General features: G+C 58.9%; 8 protein-coding genes. All 8 read left to right on the top strand.

The window, feature by feature from the left end; all coding sequences use genetic code 11:
• Nucleotides 1–159: 159 nt before the first annotated feature.
• Nucleotides 160–1146 (top strand): PEP-CTERM sorting domain-containing protein, encoded by a 987-nt coding sequence (locus JIN81_RS00710; protein ID WP_200275222.1) that lies wholly within the window; start codon nucleotides 160–162, stop codon nucleotides 1144–1146.
• A 113-nt stretch (nucleotides 1147–1259) separates the two neighbouring features.
• Nucleotides 1260–4091, top strand: a complete 2832-nt coding sequence (locus JIN81_RS00705; protein WP_200275220.1) for a beta strand repeat-containing protein — start codon at nucleotides 1260–1262, stop codon at nucleotides 4089–4091.
• Nucleotides 4092–4239: 148 nt separating this feature from the next.
• The gene (locus JIN81_RS00700; protein WP_200275218.1) at nucleotides 4240–8316 is read left to right on the top strand and encodes a sulfatase-like hydrolase/transferase; all 4077 of its coding nucleotides are present in this window, start codon (nucleotides 4240–4242) and stop codon (nucleotides 8314–8316) included.
• Nucleotides 8317–8591: 275 nt separating this feature from the next.
• The gene (locus tag JIN81_RS00695; protein ID WP_200275216.1) at nucleotides 8592–10658 is read left to right on the top strand and encodes a Sip1-related alpha-galactosidase; all 2067 of its coding nucleotides are present in this window, start codon (nucleotides 8592–8594) and stop codon (nucleotides 10656–10658) included.
• A 163-nt stretch (nucleotides 10659–10821) separates the two neighbouring features.
• Nucleotides 10822–12222, top strand: a complete 1401-nt coding sequence (locus JIN81_RS00690; RefSeq protein ID WP_234044356.1) for an alpha-L-fucosidase — start codon at nucleotides 10822–10824, stop codon at nucleotides 12220–12222.
• Nucleotides 12219–13769, top strand: coding sequence for a sulfatase family protein (locus tag JIN81_RS00685; protein ID WP_200275212.1), 1551 nt, complete (start codon nucleotides 12219–12221; stop codon nucleotides 13767–13769). Before JIN81_RS00690 ends, JIN81_RS00685 begins: the two co-directional genes overlap by 4 nt.
• Before the next feature lie 77 nt (nucleotides 13770–13846).
• Entirely contained in the window at nucleotides 13847–15346 is a 1500-nt protein-coding gene (locus tag JIN81_RS00680; RefSeq protein ID WP_343217923.1) for a hypothetical protein, read from the top strand.
• A gap of 27 nt (nucleotides 15347–15373) precedes the next feature.
• Nucleotides 15374–17863, top strand: a complete 2490-nt coding sequence (locus tag JIN81_RS00675) for a glycoside hydrolase family 95 protein (RefSeq protein WP_200275208.1) — start codon at nucleotides 15374–15376, stop codon at nucleotides 17861–17863.
• The last annotated feature ends 141 nt before the right edge of the window (nucleotides 17864–18004 follow it).

Genomic DNA, 18004 nt, shown 5'->3' with positions numbered 1-18004 from the left:
CTTCACAGGGGGATGCGCCGCCGGAAGCGCGCTTGCCAACCGGAAGAACTGGCCATTTGGCCAGTAGACGCCAGGAGCGGAAGCCACCGACTCTTGCGGTAGATCCATCAGCATGCCTCATTACTTGCTGAGCCTCCATCCACAGACTCTCGAAAACCCATGAAAGCTCTCTCCTCCCTGACCCTGCTCGCCTTTGCTCTATCCGCACCGAGTGCTTCGGCAGTCACCACGCTCAACACTGACGCCACCTTCGACCTCACTGGAACCAACTGGGACAACGGCACTCCAACCGCATCCGACCCCGGCTTCATATCGGGCAACTATTCGATAGGCGGCAACGTCAACATGAGCTCGGTTGGAACGACCAGCGTGACCCAGACCGCTGGTAACGGCACGGGAGGACAATGGAATTACCACTCCAATACCAACTACACATTCAATCTCAATGGTGGCAGTATCAGCAGCACGTCTGGCACCTTTTTTGTCAACGGAAACACCCTGAATGTGGGCGGTGGCAGCATCACCAAAACCGGAGGGCAGTTCCGGTTGGTGAGTTCCGCCAGTCTAACCGTTAGTTCCGGCAGCATTACAAGTAATGACTTTCTTGTAGAAGGTGGAAGCTCGATGACGATTGGCGGTGGGACTGTGAACGTCACTCAGTTCCTCAACCGAGGTGGCACAACAACCATCTCTGGAGGAACCTTCACGAATACCAATGCCGCCATTGGTTTCAATCGCAACAGTGGCTCGTCAAATCACACCGTGAATTTGACGGGAGGGACTGCAATCCTCAGTGCCAGCAATTTCCTCAACAACTCCGGTCAGATCACGACCATTGGAGGCGACTTTGTGCTCAATGGAACCAGCATCGTCAACTTGTTCAACGCTGGTGTTCATGGCAACAGCTCCACCATCAACTTCACCTCCGACTGGGTCGGTTCTTTGACTCTCGATCCGGGAACGGCATGGGCCGACATCTTCGAGGCTGGTGACGTCAGCTACAACGGCACCGAACTCGGCGCCGGCGACTTCGAATCGTATTTCCAGAACAACAGCGGCGTCATCACCTTTATTCCAGAGCCATCCACGGCTCTTCTCGGGATGCTTGGCGCCGGATTCCTGCTGCGTCGCCGTCAGCGGGCCTGAGGCTCCCCCCCAACCTACCGAAATCTGCCCCGAACTGCCCAGGGCAGGAGTGGCGACAGGGCTCTGCATTCGTCGATTTTCGAAACCCTACCCATCACGAAACACACAAACCCATGAACTACACATCCTCACTGGCACTTGCTGCCCTCGCTCTCGCCACAGCCAACTCTTCGGCAACCACCACGCTTACGAGTGCCAATTTCGACCTGGACGCTGATGCCACATGGGATAGCGGACTCCCAGGTCCTGGCAACGACGGCATTATCAATGCCAACTACAATTTCGACGACATGGGTAGTGGGAATACGAACGGCAATTTCACCCTGGTGCCAGGCACCTATAGTTTGACCCAAACCGCAGGCGACGGATTGGGAGATCAATGGAACTTGAACGGCAATTCCGACTTCACTTTCAATTTGAATGGTGGAACGAAGACGAGCGATGGCGGGACCTTTTTCGTCAATGGATATACTTACAAAATTGACGGCGGATCGCTCACCAAAACCGGGGGTGAAAGTCGCATAGCGAACGGTGCCGAGTTCAATCTTGCCAGCGGGAGCTATTCTGCGACAAACACAAGACTGATCGGCGGATCGATTACGGTGAGTGGTGGAACCTTCTCCAGTGATACTCTTGATCTTGAAGGTGGGACGTTCACCCAAACGGGCGGCACGGTCACGACAACTCATGCAACTCTTGCGATCGCCCAGTCTGTTGCAGGTGGTAAGATTGCGAACTTGGAGGGTGGCACTTTTGTCAATGACACGGCAACTGCACTTGTCGCATCTTCGAACGTGACTGTGAATATTGGAGGGGACTTCGTGTTTGATGCCACTTCGGCAACCGGTCTCTTCAATAGCATTAGTGGAACATCGACTATTGATTTTGCATCTGATTGGACAGGTTCCCTGATTCTGGATTCAAGCACGGCATGGGACGATGTATTTGAGGCAGAAGGTCGTGTTAGCGTCGACGGCGCCGTGCTCAATCCAGGAGAGTTTGAGTTTTTCTTCCAAAACACCAGCGGCGTCATCACCCTCTCCATCGCCCCCCAGCCCGCCACGGCGAAATGGACTGGCCTCGGAGGTTCAACCTGGGATTTCGACTCGACGGCCAATTTCGCCTCGAACGAGCCAGCTGATCCACTGAACAACACGACCTTCGACGTCGCCACCTCAGTCGTGAATGCCGTGATCTTCGATGACACCTATGAGTTCAACGGAGGCAGCACCGGTGTAGGGAGCTTCGCTGTGGATGTGGCTTCTGGGGGCATCTCCGACACAGCAGTCACGTTCTCCAACGATTCGAATGCGTATGTGGTCAGCAGCCCGGACGCAAACGGCATCTCGGGGACCACGTCGGTCACCACATCCGGCGCATCCACGGTCACCCTCCTGGGGACGCACGCCTACACGGGCGCGACCATGATCGAGGCAGGCACGCTGAACCTCGGGGACGGCTCGACCGATGGCTCCATCGTCGACAGTGCCATCACCAATGATTCGGCATTGATCGTCCATAATACGGGGAGCATCACCCACAACGCCATCATCAACGGCAACGGGTCTTTCGAAAAGCTGGGAGCTGGAACACTGACTCTTGCCGCCAACTATCTGAATGGTGGAAGCGTCACACTTACCGGCGGCGACCTTGTCTTCCAAGGTGTCCCGCGCGCATCTTCCCACAGCATCGCCAGCTCGACCGTGCTCGAGCTCAACTCGGCCGGAGGCTTCAATATTGGAGCCGGATTTGATACCACCTTCACCGGAACGGGCACGCTGATCAGCACTGGCATGGGTACCCTTCGCTGGGGGGAGGCCAAGGCGGTGTTTGAACTCGGCTCAGGTGCCCTGATCGATGTTCAGAACGGACTCTTTGTCGGTGCCTCCCACGGCAATGTGGCCAGCAGGGCGGAGGAGTGGACCAACAATCTCTCGGACCTTCATGTCGAATCGGATGCGACGTTCAACGGTTCCGAAGGGAATATCAGGGTGAACGTTCTTACGGGTGGAGGCACCATTGCATCGGGTGGAAATCCAGCAACGACCGGCTACACCGGGTTCACCTTCGGTGTTGATGACGGAAGCGGGACCTTTGATGGTGTTCTGGACAACAATGGAACCCTCCTGGGGAACTTCACCAAGGTAGGTAGCGGAACGCAAACGCTCACCGGGATCAACCTCTACACCGGCAATACGACCGTCACGGAGGGCACGCTCACACTCGCCAGTGGTGGCGAACTCACGATGGCACCAGAAGCCAATGGGGTCTGCAACGTGATTGCCGGCGCGGCCGCTGGAAGTGGGGTCATCCAGCTTGATGGTGCGCTTTACCTGGAACTCATCGGCGCTGATATCACGAATGGAAACAGCTGGCTGCTGGTGGATGACACCGATCTGAGCGTCAACTATGGCGCAACTTTCAGTGTCAGTAGCCCGCTTGGACTCTTCACTGAAACGGCAGGCGTCTGGACGCTGATGGATGGAGACAATGAGTGGACCTTCACCGAGGCCACTGGCATCCTGAGCCTGGTCGCCCCGGACAGCGGCTATGCCACCTGGCTTGGCCTCTATCCAACCTTGAGCGACACCAGCCCGACCGGTGACCCGGAGAAGGACGGTATCGAGAACACCTTGGAATATGTCCTCAATGGCAATCCCGAGGTTTCGGATCCCTCGATTCTCCCGACTCTCGACACCTCCGGTGCCGACTTTGTCTTCACCTTCACCCGACGCGAGGAATCCGCAAACGACACCACGCAGGTGTTCCAGTATGGTTCCGATCTGATGGGCTGGACCGATCTCAACATCACGCCTCCAACCGCGACCGAAGTCACCCTCGGCACACCCGCCGATGGTTTGCAGACCGTGACGGTCACCATCAGCAAGTCCCTCGCAGTGGATGGAAAGCTGTTTGGCAGGCTGACTGCGACGCTCAACGAGTGATTCAATCTACGGGAGCCTGCCGGAGCTCCGACGCAACAAGTCCGGACCCACTCCCCCGAACTACGCCAATTGTTCGGGGGATATCTCTCGTTTGGCACATCTCGATTCATCTACCGACCCGCATCTTGCGGGCTTCACCCCTGCTCTCATGTCAAAGATTCATCCTCTATTTGGACCGGCCTGTTCATGGGCACTTGCTGCTCTGGCGCTTTCCTCCGCCGGTGCTTCGGCCCAAACCACGCTCGATGGAGGTGCCACCTTCAACCTTGATGTCGGCAGTTGGGACAACGGCATCCCAAGCGCTGTCGATCCCGGCATCATCGCGGATGACTACACCAACGGTGGCAACATCAACATGAGCGCCGTGGGAACGACCAGTGTGACGCAGACCGCCGGCAATGGCACTGGTGGTCAATGGAACTACCACAGCAATGCGAACTACACGTTCAATCTCAACGGCGGCACGCTCACCAACACGAGTGGCACATTCTTTGTCAACGGCAACACCTTCAACGTCGGGGGCGGTGCCCTGACCGCATTGGACTTCCGTCTTCAGGGTGGAGGTACCATGGCAGTGGGCAGTGGAAGCTTTACCGCAAGCATCATATCCCTGCGAGGGGGCACGTTTGAGATGACCGGCGGCACGGTCACCTCCGACCATGCTGGGCCGGTCTTCAATCGGGCGAACACGGACAATACGATCAACCTTACAGGGGGAAACGTCACCGCCGGCAGTGGCAACAACAATTCACTGATTCAGCATACCGGGATCTCTGCCACCATCGGAGGCAGTTTTACTGCAACCTTGCCTGGAGCGGTCAACTTGTTCGGAAGTGGTCTTCACAACAACAGTTCCACGATCAATTTCACCTCCGACTGGACAGGCTCAATCACTCTCAACTCCGCAACTGCCTGGGGCGATGTCTTTGAAGCAGGCGATGTGAGCATCGACGGTGTCGAACTCGGCGCCGGCGATTTCGAAACCTACTTCCAGAACAACAGCGGGGTGATCAGTCTGGTAGCGGGAGCGTCTCCATCCGTCATCATCTCCCCTGTGGCTCCAAGCACTGGAATCATCACGTCGAACAATTCCGGCACCACATTTTCGAGGATCTTCGACGAGGACAGGAACACCAACCACGCGCGTGGCCAATTGTTCCACCTGCCCGTCGTCCCAAGCGGCGGCTACCAGATCACCGGCGTCACCATTCACAAGAACAGCAATCAGACCTTCTCCTACGACACCGTGACGGTGCGGATGTTTGAAGGTGCTCAGGCCGACTGGGACACCGGAGCCGGGCACGACACCGCCACCGACGGAGACAACTACTTCGTCGACACCACCGTCACGGAACTGCATGCAGAGACTTTCACTTTGAACGGACTGGTTGGCGACGGCAACTACGTGACATTCGAGTTTGCTGCCCCGCTCGTGGTGGCGGACGATTCGGATCTCGGTTTTCTGCTGACCTACGATGAATCGGCACCCTCGAGCCCGGACTATTTCCAGTACAACGAGGGCGAAACGAACGGGCGGATCCAGATCACCACCACCGAGCACAGCACCGCCGACACCCGCCACATGAGGCACTTTGTCCTCGGCGACGCCTTTGAGGGTGGCTTCCCGGACACGGACAGCGACATGGACGGGCTCGCCGACGCTTGGGAAATGGTCCACTTCGGAAATCTCGACCAGACCGGTGCAGGAAACCCTGATGGCGACGGGCTCAACAACGCCGCCGAGGAGACCAACGGCACCAGCCCCAACCTGGCCGACACCGATGGCGACGGACTCGATGACGATGTCGAAGTGGCAGGTGTGACCGACCCTATTGATCCAGACAGTGATGATGACGGCTTGCTCGACGGTGTGGAAAGCAACACAGGAACCTTCGTTTCCCACGAGGATACCGGAACGGATCCGCTTCTCGCCGATTCGGACGGCGATGGTTCTCCTGACGGCTTGGAGATCACCCTTGGGTCTGACCCCTTCGACATCACCCACGAACCCGCAGAGCGGCCAAACATCGTTTTCATCATGATCGACGATCTCGATACTCGTGAGATCGGCGTTTACGGCCAGGCCACGCTGAAGACCCCGCGTATCGACACCATGGCCGACCAAGGCATGATGTTCACCGACTACTACACGGCGAGTCCCGTCTGCCACTCCGCCCGCTCATGCCTGATGACCGGTCAGGATTCGCGCCGCGCCCAGGACACGACCAACAGCAACATGCCGCTGGCCGCCGAGCGGACAACCATCGCCGAGGTGCTCAAGCAAGCCGGCTACACCACCGGCTGCGTGGGCAAGTGGGGGCTGGGAGAGGCGAATACGGTGGGTGCGCCATGGAATCAGGGGTTCGACTTCTTTTGCGGATATCTCAATCAGGTCAACGCCCACCGCTTCTTTCCAAAGTTCCTGTGGAAGAATAACGAAAAGATCTACTTCGATCAGGCTCTCGCCACTTCGGAAGGTGGCTCGCTCTATCTTCCGGGGGCGCAGAACTTCAATGCAGTCACGGATGATTGGGATGACCCGGTTGGGAATGTTTGTTCCCACGATGTGGTTGTCGCCGAAGGACTCCAGTTCATCGAGGACAACGCCGACAAGCCCTTCTTCCTCTACTGTGCCTGGACCCCGCCGCACGCTTACTTCTACAATGCGGCCACGGTGGAGGCGCTGACCGATGCCGACGGCCTGGTCTACGATCACACCGATCCGGATCAGACCCTGTTGGAAGAACTCTATCCGGGCGCGCCATTCGGCACCGATGGTCAAGGGCGCCCCCAGTTCATTCCTCACGTCTACGCCACCATGGTCTCCGCGGCGGATCGTGATGTCGGCCGCATCATGGACAAGCTCGTCGAACTCGATATCGACGACAAGACCCTGGTGATTTTTTGCTCCGACAATGGCGAGGATGAACCCACTTTTCTAACATCCGCCCACCTGAAGCCGGGCTATCAGGACCTCCGCGGCCTGAAACGGGACTGCTACGAGGGAGGCATCCGCTCGCCCTTCGTGGCCTGGTGGCCGGGCGCGGTTCCGGCCGGCAGCACCTCGGATGTGATCGGCACCTTTTCCGACATGCTGCCAACCTTTGCGGACATGGCCGGGCTCTCGACCCCGGTTGAAGTTACCGGGCGCTCGATCCTCCCGGTCCTTCTCGGCGGTTCCGAGGCGGATCTGCAGCCCCGGGATTACCACTACTGGTATTTCAATCTGGGATCGCTGCGGTGGCGGGCGGTGAGGCAGGGCGACTGGAAGATCGTGCGCGATCGGGCCACCGACGGCAGCCCACCGACCTACGAATTGTTCAATCTCGCTTCCGACCCTTACGAGACGACGGACCTATCAGGAACGGAAACTACGATTTTCAACCGGCTGATTCCGCTTGTCGAGGGGACCCACGAGGTGCGCGACTCAACCTATTTCCGAACCGACGACGAGTTCTTCACCTTGAGCAATCTCACCCCATCGGCCTTCCAGATCGGTCCGATTGACGGCTCCGGGGCTTCGAATGGCTACAGTCTCACGTCGGGTAGCACGGGATACGGCTTCAACTATCTGCCTTTCGAAAACGGCGTGGGTGAGCGTGCAAGTTTCACTTCGATCCTTCAGTTCCCCACGGGTGGGGCCGGTTCCTTCCTTCTTGGTTCCACGACAAACCGCACCCAAGCCCTCGCTGTCCGCGTCGACTCCGATGCGCTGCTCATCGAAGTGCGCAACCAGACCGGCGCCCTTGCCAGTGGTAACTTCGCTGCAGGCGACTTCCCTGGAAACCGGGCCGAACTGACCCTTGAGATCGATCCCGTCAGTGGAACGGGCGAGGTCCGGCTTGGAGGTTTCTCGCTTCCCTTCAACGTCGGAGCCGCCATCGCTCCGCTGCAATTCTGGGGCTACGAGGTGGAGTCCACCACCATGGAGAGCAGCCGTCCGAAATGGAGCCTTGGATCACGGGCGACCGGTTCGATCAGGCTGTGGAACGGGCCCGGTGCGATCTTTGGCGACTACCTGCTCCCTGCCTCACCCGGTGACGCCCTGGTCCCCCAGTTCAGCTACGACCTGTTCACCTGGCACAACAATCCGCCGGGGCTGATCGACCTGCGTTCCACCGGTTCTCAGGGTGGAGTCTCCGGCACGTGGATGCTGGCGGAAGACAGCATCCTCCCCAGGAGCACGGATCAACTTTTCTTCCGCTATCGGTTCGGAGAACCATGAAGTCTTGGCTTTGATGCTCCCATGAACCTGGCAACGTCCCGGATGGAACCCAGCGGGTCAGCAATCCCTACCCGGCCGCCGTCTCACCATCGCCCTCCTCCCCTTTCGCAGCCGCAATGATGCCTTAGAGTTTTCTTGGAGCCCACCCGATTGCTAAGTTCATATCGGGCGCCCCCCCTGCGACTTCGACTTCACTGGCCTTGGCAAAGATTGTGAGGTTGCCACGCAGAGCGAATCGCGAAACAAGCCAGCCCAGAAATACCCCATCACCATTCATGAAACTGATTCCGACCGCATTGCTCGGGCTGATCGCACTCACGGGCTCAGCACTCGCCAAGAACCCCATCGTGATCACGCAGGACGCATCCCGCATGATGGCCGAAAGCCTAAGCCCGACCAAGCCCGACAAGGCGGGCATCGTGCTGACCCGCGAGGTGAGGCTGCCTGAATACGAGAAGGGTGTGTGGTACCGGCCCTTCACCCGGCGGGGTGGTCCGGGTGGAAGCATCGCACGTGGCAACCGGGTGGAGGCGGTCGCCTTCGACTCCCTGGCCCAGTTGGAGAATTACGAACCGTCCAAGACCCGCAAGGACCACAATCATGTGCAGGAGGGACAGTTCATCCTGCTGCAGCTTTCCGGGGGTAGCTATCTGGCCATATTGCCGATGACCTCCGAGAAGACACACGGTCTTTTCTTTGTTGAGGATGGCAAGCTGCTCCTCAAGTCGGGGAACTATGGCACCAGCGAGATCAATGGTGAGATCCCCTTGGTCTGCTGGGCGTATGGAAAGTCCCCCTACGCCGCAACCGCGGCGGTCTGGAGTCAGGTGTTCGAATCCGGCTACGTCGCGGCACAACCTCGATCGAAGAAGCAATTCCCCGAGAAGCCCTATGGTTACTTGGGCTGGTGCTCGTGGGAGCACTACAAGACGAAGATTTCCGAGAAGGTCATCACCAATGCTTTCCATACCATCGAGGGCTGCGGCGCACCGATTCGCTGGGTCATGGTGGACGACGGTTACCTGGACCAGCAGGGCCGGATGCTGATGAGCTTTGGGGTCGACAAGAAGAAGTTTCCCAATGGCTGGGGCCCCATCGCGGCGCTGAAGGATGAGGAAAAGATCAAGTGGCTCGGCATTTGGCGGAACTTCGGCGGCTACATGAATGGCGTGTCGGCCAAGCACCGGATGAACGACCTGAAGCCTCACCTCAGCAAGATGAAGAACCCGCGCATCGTGTTGCCGAACGGCACTCCCGAGGGGTCGAAGGCTTTCTATGACAAGATGGTTGGCGACTCGAAGGAGAATGGCTTCGACTTCATCAAGGTCGACTTCCACTTCCGCACCTTCGAGCACTACGCGGGAACATCCGATCCTGTGGGTGCCATGCGCCTGAACAACGAGGCGCTCGAGAACGCCACCCACGCCATGGGTATCCCGCTGCTCAACTGCATCGCGCAGCCCAACATCAATTCGCTGCAGACCAAATACAGCGCGCTGACCCGATCGAGTCCGGACTACAACCAGAAGGACAAGGACAAGAACAAGTGCAACACCTACCAGAGCTTTGCCAACCACCTGTGGATGGGGCAAACCGTGTGGGGCGACCTCGACATGTTCCACACGCACGACGAGCGGGATGTGAAGCCGATGGCCATCGCACGCGCGATCTCCGGCGGACCGGTCTACATTTCCGACGAACCTTCGAAGATCGTGCCGGAGGTTCTGACGCCCTTCGCCTACGAGGACGGCAAGCTGCTGCGCACCGCGGCTCCGGCGACCCTTCTGCCGGAGAGTTTCTTCGTTCACCCCTTCCGCGACGACGAGGTCTTCCGGGTGGTCGCACCACTCGAGGACGGCGTGGCCGCCATCGCCTTGTTCAACTTCGCCGAGAGTGGCAAGACACTGAAGAGCGGCTTCAGCGCCGCGGACTATGCCCATGCCGGAGAGTTGCTGGCACCCGGATCACCAGCGTGGCCGGTTCCAAAGGATAGCCTGCTGGTCTACGATCGTGAGAAGCGGTCCGTCATCGAGTTGAGCGAAGGATTCAGCTCAGAAGTCACGACTTTCGATGGCAAGCTGTTCCTGCTTTACCCGAATTCGAACGGATGGGCGGTGATCGGCCGTGCCGACAAGTATCTTCCAGCAGCATCGGTCGCGGTCGAGTCGTCTTCGGACCGGGAGATTCACTTCATGCTGCATGAATCCGGACCCTTCCTCGTCTGGAGTGCGAAGGGAGTTCCGAGAATGAACGGCATCGAATTCAAGGAAGTCAGCGACAAGCTCTACCTGGCCGACCTTCCGATCCAGAAAGGCTCTCGAAAGATCATGCTGTCGAGGTGATGAGCTGAGATGAGATGAATTGTGCGACGGCAGACAATCTCCCCCCCACACAGGGATCTTTGACCGGATCGAATGGTTCACCTCAAAAACCTCTTTCCTTTCCTGCTCGATGTCACCCTGCATCGAAAGGCGGGCGATGCGAAGGGAGTATGAAATCATGAGAATGAGACCCCTTCGATTATCAGGATTCATCCGCGTTGTTGTCAGAACCACATGCATCCTGCTCTTCGTGATCCATCCCGCGACCACCCTCGTTCATGGGCAGGGATACGAGCGTCCACGGATGTCAGGAACACTCCGCAACCAACCCGAGCGTGAGGAGGAATTCAAGGACTGGGGTTTGGGCATGTTCGTCCACTGGTCGTTCGACTCACAGTTGGGGTCGGTGATCAGTCATTCCATGGACTATGCCTCGCGCGACTACCTCGACCGCTATGTCAACGAGCTGCCGAAGACCTTCAACCCGACGGAATATGATCCGGACGAGTGGATGGAGATCGCGAAGCTGGCAGGCGCCAAGTACATGGTTTTCACGACCAAACACCACAGCGGTTTCTGCATGTGGGATTCCAAGACCACGGAGTTCGACATCATGAATACACCTTACAAGAAGGACATCGTGAAGAGCTACGTGGATGCCTGTCGCCGCCACGGCATGAAAGTCGGTTTCTACTATTCGCCGGAAGATTTTGCATTCCACTATGAGCGCGATATCCCAGCGCGCGGCGGGAAGGATGCCGGCAAGCACCACGATGAATTGGTTGCCTACACCAAGAAGCATCTCGACGAGCTTTTCGACAACTACGGTGAGATCGATGTGGTCTTCCTGGACGGAGGCCACAAAGCGGAACTGGCTGAATACATCCACCAGAAATGGCCGAAGGTGATCGTCACCCGCGGCGAAATGGTGACCCCCGAGCAGAAGCTGCCGAAAGAACCGATTCCTGGCCCATGGGAAACTTGTTTCACTCTGGGGAACCAGTGGCAGTACAAGCCGACCAACGAGGACTACAAGTCCGGCACGAAGCTCATCAACATGCTGATCGAGACCCGTGCGAAAGGCGGCAATCTGCTGATCAACATGGGGCCCATGCCCTCAGGCAAGGTGCCGCTGGAGCAAGAAGAGCGCTTTCGCGAGCTCGCCCTTTGGATGTTCGTTAACGACAAGGCCATCTACGACATTAAGAGCTGTGTGGTGGCGGGCTCCCGGAGTGGTGGCTACTACACGCAGTCGAAAGACGGAAAATATGTCTATGCCTTCCTCACCCAGTTCACCGACGACGATCCGAAGGGAAGCACCCAGTGGGGGCGATCGGTCCGCAAGGAGGTGCTGCTCAAGGAGCTCAAGGCCACGCCTGAGACGAAGATCTCGGTTCTCGGTCAGGAAGACCGGGTCGAGAAATTCACCGGAAGACACGACCTCGGCACCCGTTTCAGGCAGACGGAGGACGGGCTGGAGGTCTCGGTCAAGCGGGCCCAGCGTCTCTACAACAATCGTCGCTGGCCGAATGCGGTCGTCCTGCAACTCGAAGGCGTAGAATTCAAACGACCTCAAACTCAATGAAACCACTAGCTCGCCCCCTCTTGGCCCTCATTCTGGCCACCCTTGCCCAAGCCGTTGCGGCACCGAAACCCAACATCGTCTACATCCTCGCCGACGACCTCGGCTATGGCGATGTCCAGTGCCTCAACCCGGAGCGCGGCAAGATCCCGACTCCTCACATGGACAAGGTCGCGGCGGAGGGCATGACCTTCACGGACGCCCACACCACCTCATCGGTGTGCACTCCGACGCGCTACAGCATCATGACCGGGCGCTACAACTGGAGGACCAAGCTCCAGAAGAGCGTCCTCAACGGCTACGGAGAAACCTTGATCGCGGCGGACCGCCTGACGGTGCCCGGCTTCCTCAAGGAGAACGGCTACACCACCGCCATGATCGGCAAGTGGCACCTCGGCCTCGACATCGCGACCATCGATGGGAAAAAGGCGAGCCCGAAGAACGGCCTGAAGGGGAAAAAGGGCAAGGGTGCCTTCCCACCGGCCGAGCTATCGAACATCGACTGGAAGGGAACCATCAAGGGCGGGCCCGTCGACCTCGGCTTCGATTCCTGGTTTGGTATTCCCGCGTCCCTCGACTTCCCTCCATACGTCTGGATCCGCGACCGGAACTGGGTCGGCGAAGGGACTCATGCCAAGGCCTTCCACCGGGATGGTCCGGCGAGTGAGGACTTCGAAGCGATCGAGGTGCTGGACAAGCTGACCGATGAAACCGTCAAGTTCATCACCGACTACAAGAGCGAGAAGCCATTCTTCATCTACATGCCGCTTCCTTCGCCGCACACGCCGATCGTTCCGACCAAGAAGTGGCAGGGCAAGAGCGGCATCGGTGAGTATGCGGATTTTGTCATGCAGACGGATGACGTCGTCGGTCAGGTCGTGAAGGCCCTCGATGATCGCGGCTTGTCGGAAAACACCATCGTCATCGTCACCAGCGACAACGGCTGCTCTCCGAGAGGCGACTTCAAGAACCTTGAGAGCCATGGGCACTTCGCCAGCGCCCAGTATCGCGGCGCCAAGGCCGACATCTGGGAGGGTGGGCATCGGGTCCCATTCCTCGTCAAGTGGCCGAAGGTGATCAAGGCGGGCAGCGTGTCCGACGAACTCACCTGCCAGATCGATCTCATGGCGACGTGTGCCGAACTTGTCGGCGAGGACCTGCCGCAGAATGCGGGTGAAGACAGCGAGAGTATCCTCCCGGTCTTCAAGGGAGAAGAACCCGACTTCTCACGAAAGGGAATCATCCATCACAGTGTGAGTGGGCACTTCGCCTACCGCGAAGGGAAATACAAGTTGATCCTCGCCTATGGCTCCGGCGGCTGGATGTCTCCGAACGAGGCGGCGGCCAAGAAGCAGGGCCTGCCGAAAGCCCAGCTCTACGACCTCGAGTCCGACCCCGGAGAGAAGAAGAACCTCTACAAGTCGAACGCGGAAACCGCCGAGCGTTTGCTCGCCCAACTGACCGAATACGTCAACGCCGGCTCCTCGGTCGAAGGCAAGAAATCCAGCAATGATGTCGAAGACATCAAACTGTGGAAGAGCGAGAAGTAGAGCGATTCATCAAACGACACGAACCCATCATGACGACACGCAACTCCCTCCGGCGCGAGCACCCCATTGCCGCCCCCATGCCCTTGATCACCGCATGTGCACTTCTTTCTCCCCTACTCAGCTTCGGAGCCGACTGGACCGTCGACACCCAGGACGAATGGACGGCGACTCAGTCCGCTCAGACCGGTCTGGAAGTGAAAGACGGAATGGCCGCACCGACGGGCAAGTCGGCGACCTATCAGAGCACCTTGAAGTCGTTTCCCGAGAAGCGGAGTGCATCAACCATCACCATCGCTCAGTCCCCGGTCTGGGAGAACTGGGAACCCACCGAACATCTCGGGCCCGTGAACCTCGGAGATGCCCCCGTGTTCCTCAGCCTCGGACCTGACAACTACTGGATCTTCGGCCGCTACGGCGGAGCCAAGAAAGGGACCAAGCAGGCAGGAGAAGGTTTCAAGGCCGAGCCCGCCGAACTCGAGGGCTTCGACATGCCGCTCAAGACGACCCGGTTCCCGAATCAGTTCGATGCGCCCGGCGCATTCGAGAAGAAGGTCGGCGGCTACCACGCCTGGCAGAGCCGCGACATGGTCAACTGGGTCCACCATGGCCCGATCACCGACAGCGAGGGCAAATGGATGACCACGGCGGAAGCCGTCGATGGAAAGGCCTACTTCTACTATGACTTCCCGAATGATCAGGATCCGCACCTCATCATCGATGAGGACCTGACCGACGGCAAGGTGGGCAAGAAGATGGGCATGGCGTTCAAGGATCCTTCACACGGATCGGACAGCGCCATCATCCGCGATCTGGATGGCAGGTTTCACCTCATCATCGAGAACTGGGACCCGATCTCGGCCAACAAACGGTCCTGGGACTCGCCGCTTGCCAGCCACGCCGTCAGCAATAATGGCATCGATGGTTTCAAGCTTCTCGATCCCGCGGTGGACTATCGCACGAACCCCACCGGCAGGTTCGGAACCTACACTCACCCCCACTGGGTCAAGGAGGACCCGAAGAACTACAAAACGAACAAGGCGAAATACGAGATCCACGAACCCGAGCAGGACGCCTATGGCGACTGGGCCGCGATTTCGATCGGCGGGCAGTATTATCTCTTCGGGGATTTTGATCCTGCCGGTGCCCATGGCCCCAAGAACATGAGTGTGGTCTGGTTCACGTCCTCGGACATCAACAAACCGTTCAAGTTCTGCGGCAACGTCGGAAAGGGCCATCCGGATCCCGATGTCATGTTCGCCAAGGGACGTTTCTATCTGGTGACGCAGAACGAAGACTTCATCAGCCCGGGCCCGTGGGTGGAGGGCGTGGAAGTCCGTGTCGGTGTCGACTCCGACAACGACGGCAAGGTCGACCAGTGGACCGACTGGCAGACGGTGAAGGAGCACTACGACCACATCCCCGGTTTCGCCAAACAAGTGGCCAGAAAGCCCGCCGAAATGAGTCTCTCCGATCTACCGGAGGGGTATGGATTTCAATTCGAACTGCGGCTGACCGACACCACGGAGAACAAATCCAAGCCCATCCTCGATCGGGTCGAGCTCCGTTTCGAACCTTGAAGCCCACCCCTTTCCAAGCACACACCCATGAAGAGCCTTCTGAACAAGCAACTCGCAGTCTCCATCCTTGGAGGATTCGCCTTCCATGCCGGAGGTCCGGCGCTCGCAGACGAACGCTTCGTCCTGCAGTACACCAGCCCTGCCGCTACTGACCTGATCAAGTCGCAGGGCAAGAACCGGGAACCCAAGTTCATCAAGACCGCCCTGCCGCTCGGCAACGGCCGTCTTGGTGCCATGTTCTCCGGCGGCATCGCGGAGGAGCATCTTTGCATCAATGACATCACGCTTTGGATGAACACCAAGCGTGGGCAGGACGAAGTGGCCCAGTCGTCGGCCCGCAAGGTGAGCCCGGAGGATTTTGAGAAGGTCAGGCAGGCCTATCGGGATGAGAAAATGGGAAGCGGCCCGGACAGCATGGAGAGCATCTCCACGAAGTTCCTGGCCGCCAAGGAGCCACTCGGCAACTACGGGCCTTTTACCAACGTGGTGATTGCCACCGGGCATGATCCCGCTTCGGCGAAGGACTACCGGCGTTCGCTCGACTCGCGCACCGGTCTCGGCCGCGTCAGCTACTCGGCCAAGGGCGGCAAGTTCACACGTGAATACTTCTGCAGCTACCCACACGACGTCGTCGGCATGCGCTACACGGCGGAAGGCGCGAAGCTGGACCTGACGATCAAGACCATCACCTACCACAAGGTGAACGAACTCAGCGCCACCGGCAACCGCATCACCCTGGCCGCCGAAGCGAAGATGGTCCGGGACAACATGCACTTCGCCCAGATCATCGATGTCGATGCCACCGACGGCAAGGTGACGCCACAGAAGGACGGGTCGCTCAAGATCACCGGCGCCACGGATGTCCGGATCTATCTTGCCGGCTACACCGACTACCTGCCGAACTACCCGGTGTTCAAGGGACGCGACTTCCGGAGCGACAGCGAGGAGGCGGTCACCGCTGCCGGAAAGCTCGGCTACGACGCTCTGAAGAAGGCGCATGTCGAGGACTTCACCGCGCAGATGGATCGCTGTCGGCTTGAGCTCGATTTCAAGCCATCCGGCAAGACCACCGATCAACTCGTCAAGCAGCCGAGCATCGAACTGGAGAACCTTTACTTCAACTATTCCCGCTACCTGCAGATGAGTTGTTCACGGGGAGCCCCCGTGCCCTCCAACCTCCAGGGCCTCTGGAATGCCAGCCTCAAGCCGGCGTGGAATTGCGACTACCACACCGACATCAACCTCGCGATGAACTACTGGATGGTCGAAACCGCCAACCTGCCGGAGTCCTTCAGCCCTTACTTTGAATACATGAAGGTGGTCTCGGAATCCGGCAAACACACCGCCCGCGAAACCTTCGGTGTCGACAAGGGATGGAGCATGGGGCTCAACGGCAACGTCTTCGGCTTCACCGCCCAAAACGAGCACGGCCGCCGCGCCCAGCAGTCGGGCCACTGGCTCGCCCAGCACTTGTTCGAGCACTACGCCTTCGGTGGCGACCGGAAATTCCTTGAGGAAGCCTACCCGATCATGAAGGGCGCGGCGGAGTTCTTCGTCGGCCACCTCGCCCCGTGGAAGGATGGCACGCTGGTCGTCTATCCGACCTGGTCTCCGGAGAACAACTACCTCAAGGGCAAGCTCAACAAGCAGGCCTACGGCGCCGCCTGGGACCAGCAGTTGATTCTCGGACTCTTCACCGACTGCATCGAGGCCTCCTACCTCCTCGATCGCGATGAGGAGTTCCGCAAGACCCTGCAGGAGATGATTCCCCGGCTCAGCCCGCAGAAGATCGGCAAGCACGGCCAGCTCCAGGAGTGGCCGGAGGACTGGGATGACCCGAAGAACAAGCACCGCCACATCTCCCACCTGATCGCCCTGCATCCGGGACGCGACATCTCACCGCTCACCACCAAGGAGCTCTACGAAGCGGCTCTCGTGACGATGGCTCACCGCGGCGACGAATCGACCGGTTGGAGCACCGGCTGGAAGACCAACTTCTGGGCCCGCCTGCACAACGGCGACCGAGCCCACAAGATCTACAAGTTCCTGACCTCGAAGCGGGCCTACGCAAACCTCTTCGACTTCCACCCACCCTTCCAGATCGACGGCAACTTCGGCGGCGGCGCGGGTGTGTGCGAAATGCTTCTCCAAAGCCACCTTCGCAGTGTCGACCACGATGCCGAGAACATCGGAGATGCGGCTTTCGTTGCCTACCGGAAGAGCCCGGACAACCCGAAGCACTTCGTGCCCACCGTTCCGGGCGAGTCTCTTGTCGACGCCCCCTACATCCTGCATCTGCTGCCAGCCCTTCCTTCCGAGTGGGCGAATGGCAAGGTGCACGGCCTGCGGGCTCGTGGTGGGTTCGAAGTCGATCTGGAGTGGAAGAACGGTAAGTTGGCGACAGCGACGATTCGTGCCACACGCGATGGATCATTCCGTGTCTATGCCGATGGCAAGCTCGGTGCGCTGACCTCGCTGAAGAAGGGCGAAGCCATGGAGTGGCCGGGAGCGAAATAAACGAACTAGCCTGGACCTGCGCCCGCCCGGTTGGCGGTGGTGAGCTCCCATGGACGTGACGGCCGGGGTGCAGGAACCCCTGGTCTGTTCCTGCATGGAGGTTGGACAGAATGCTCTTCATGCGCTCGAGGAAGGCCTCGA

The sequence above is a fragment of the Haloferula rosea genome, assembly GCF_016595525.1.
Lineage (GTDB): Bacteria > Verrucomicrobiota > Verrucomicrobiia > Verrucomicrobiales > Akkermansiaceae > Haloferula > Haloferula rosea.
This window is presented reverse-complemented; position numbering and strand designations above follow the sequence as displayed.

Bases quoted from the DNA above. Each gene is read 5' to 3' on its own strand.
- JIN81_RS00685 (WP_200275212.1), top strand. From the start codon at position 12,219: ATGAAACCACTAGCTCGCCCCCTCTTGGCCCTCATTCTGGCCACCCTT.
- JIN81_RS00700 (WP_200275218.1), top strand. From the start codon at position 4,240: ATGTCAAAGATTCATCCTCTATTTGGACCGGCCTGTTCATGGGCACTT.
- JIN81_RS00710 (WP_200275222.1), top strand. From the start codon at position 160: ATGAAAGCTCTCTCCTCCCTGACCCTGCTCGCCTTTGCTCTATCCGCA.
- JIN81_RS00705 (WP_200275220.1), top strand. From the start codon at position 1,260: ATGAACTACACATCCTCACTGGCACTTGCTGCCCTCGCTCTCGCCACA.
- JIN81_RS00695 (WP_200275216.1), top strand. From the start codon at position 8,592: ATGAAACTGATTCCGACCGCATTGCTCGGGCTGATCGCACTCACGGGC.
- JIN81_RS00690 (WP_234044356.1), top strand. From the start codon at position 10,822: ATGAGACCCCTTCGATTATCAGGATTCATCCGCGTTGTTGTCAGAACC.
- JIN81_RS00680 (WP_343217923.1), top strand. From the start codon at position 13,847: ATGCCCTTGATCACCGCATGTGCACTTCTTTCTCCCCTACTCAGCTTC.
- JIN81_RS00675 (WP_200275208.1), top strand. From the start codon at position 15,374: ATGAAGAGCCTTCTGAACAAGCAACTCGCAGTCTCCATCCTTGGAGGA.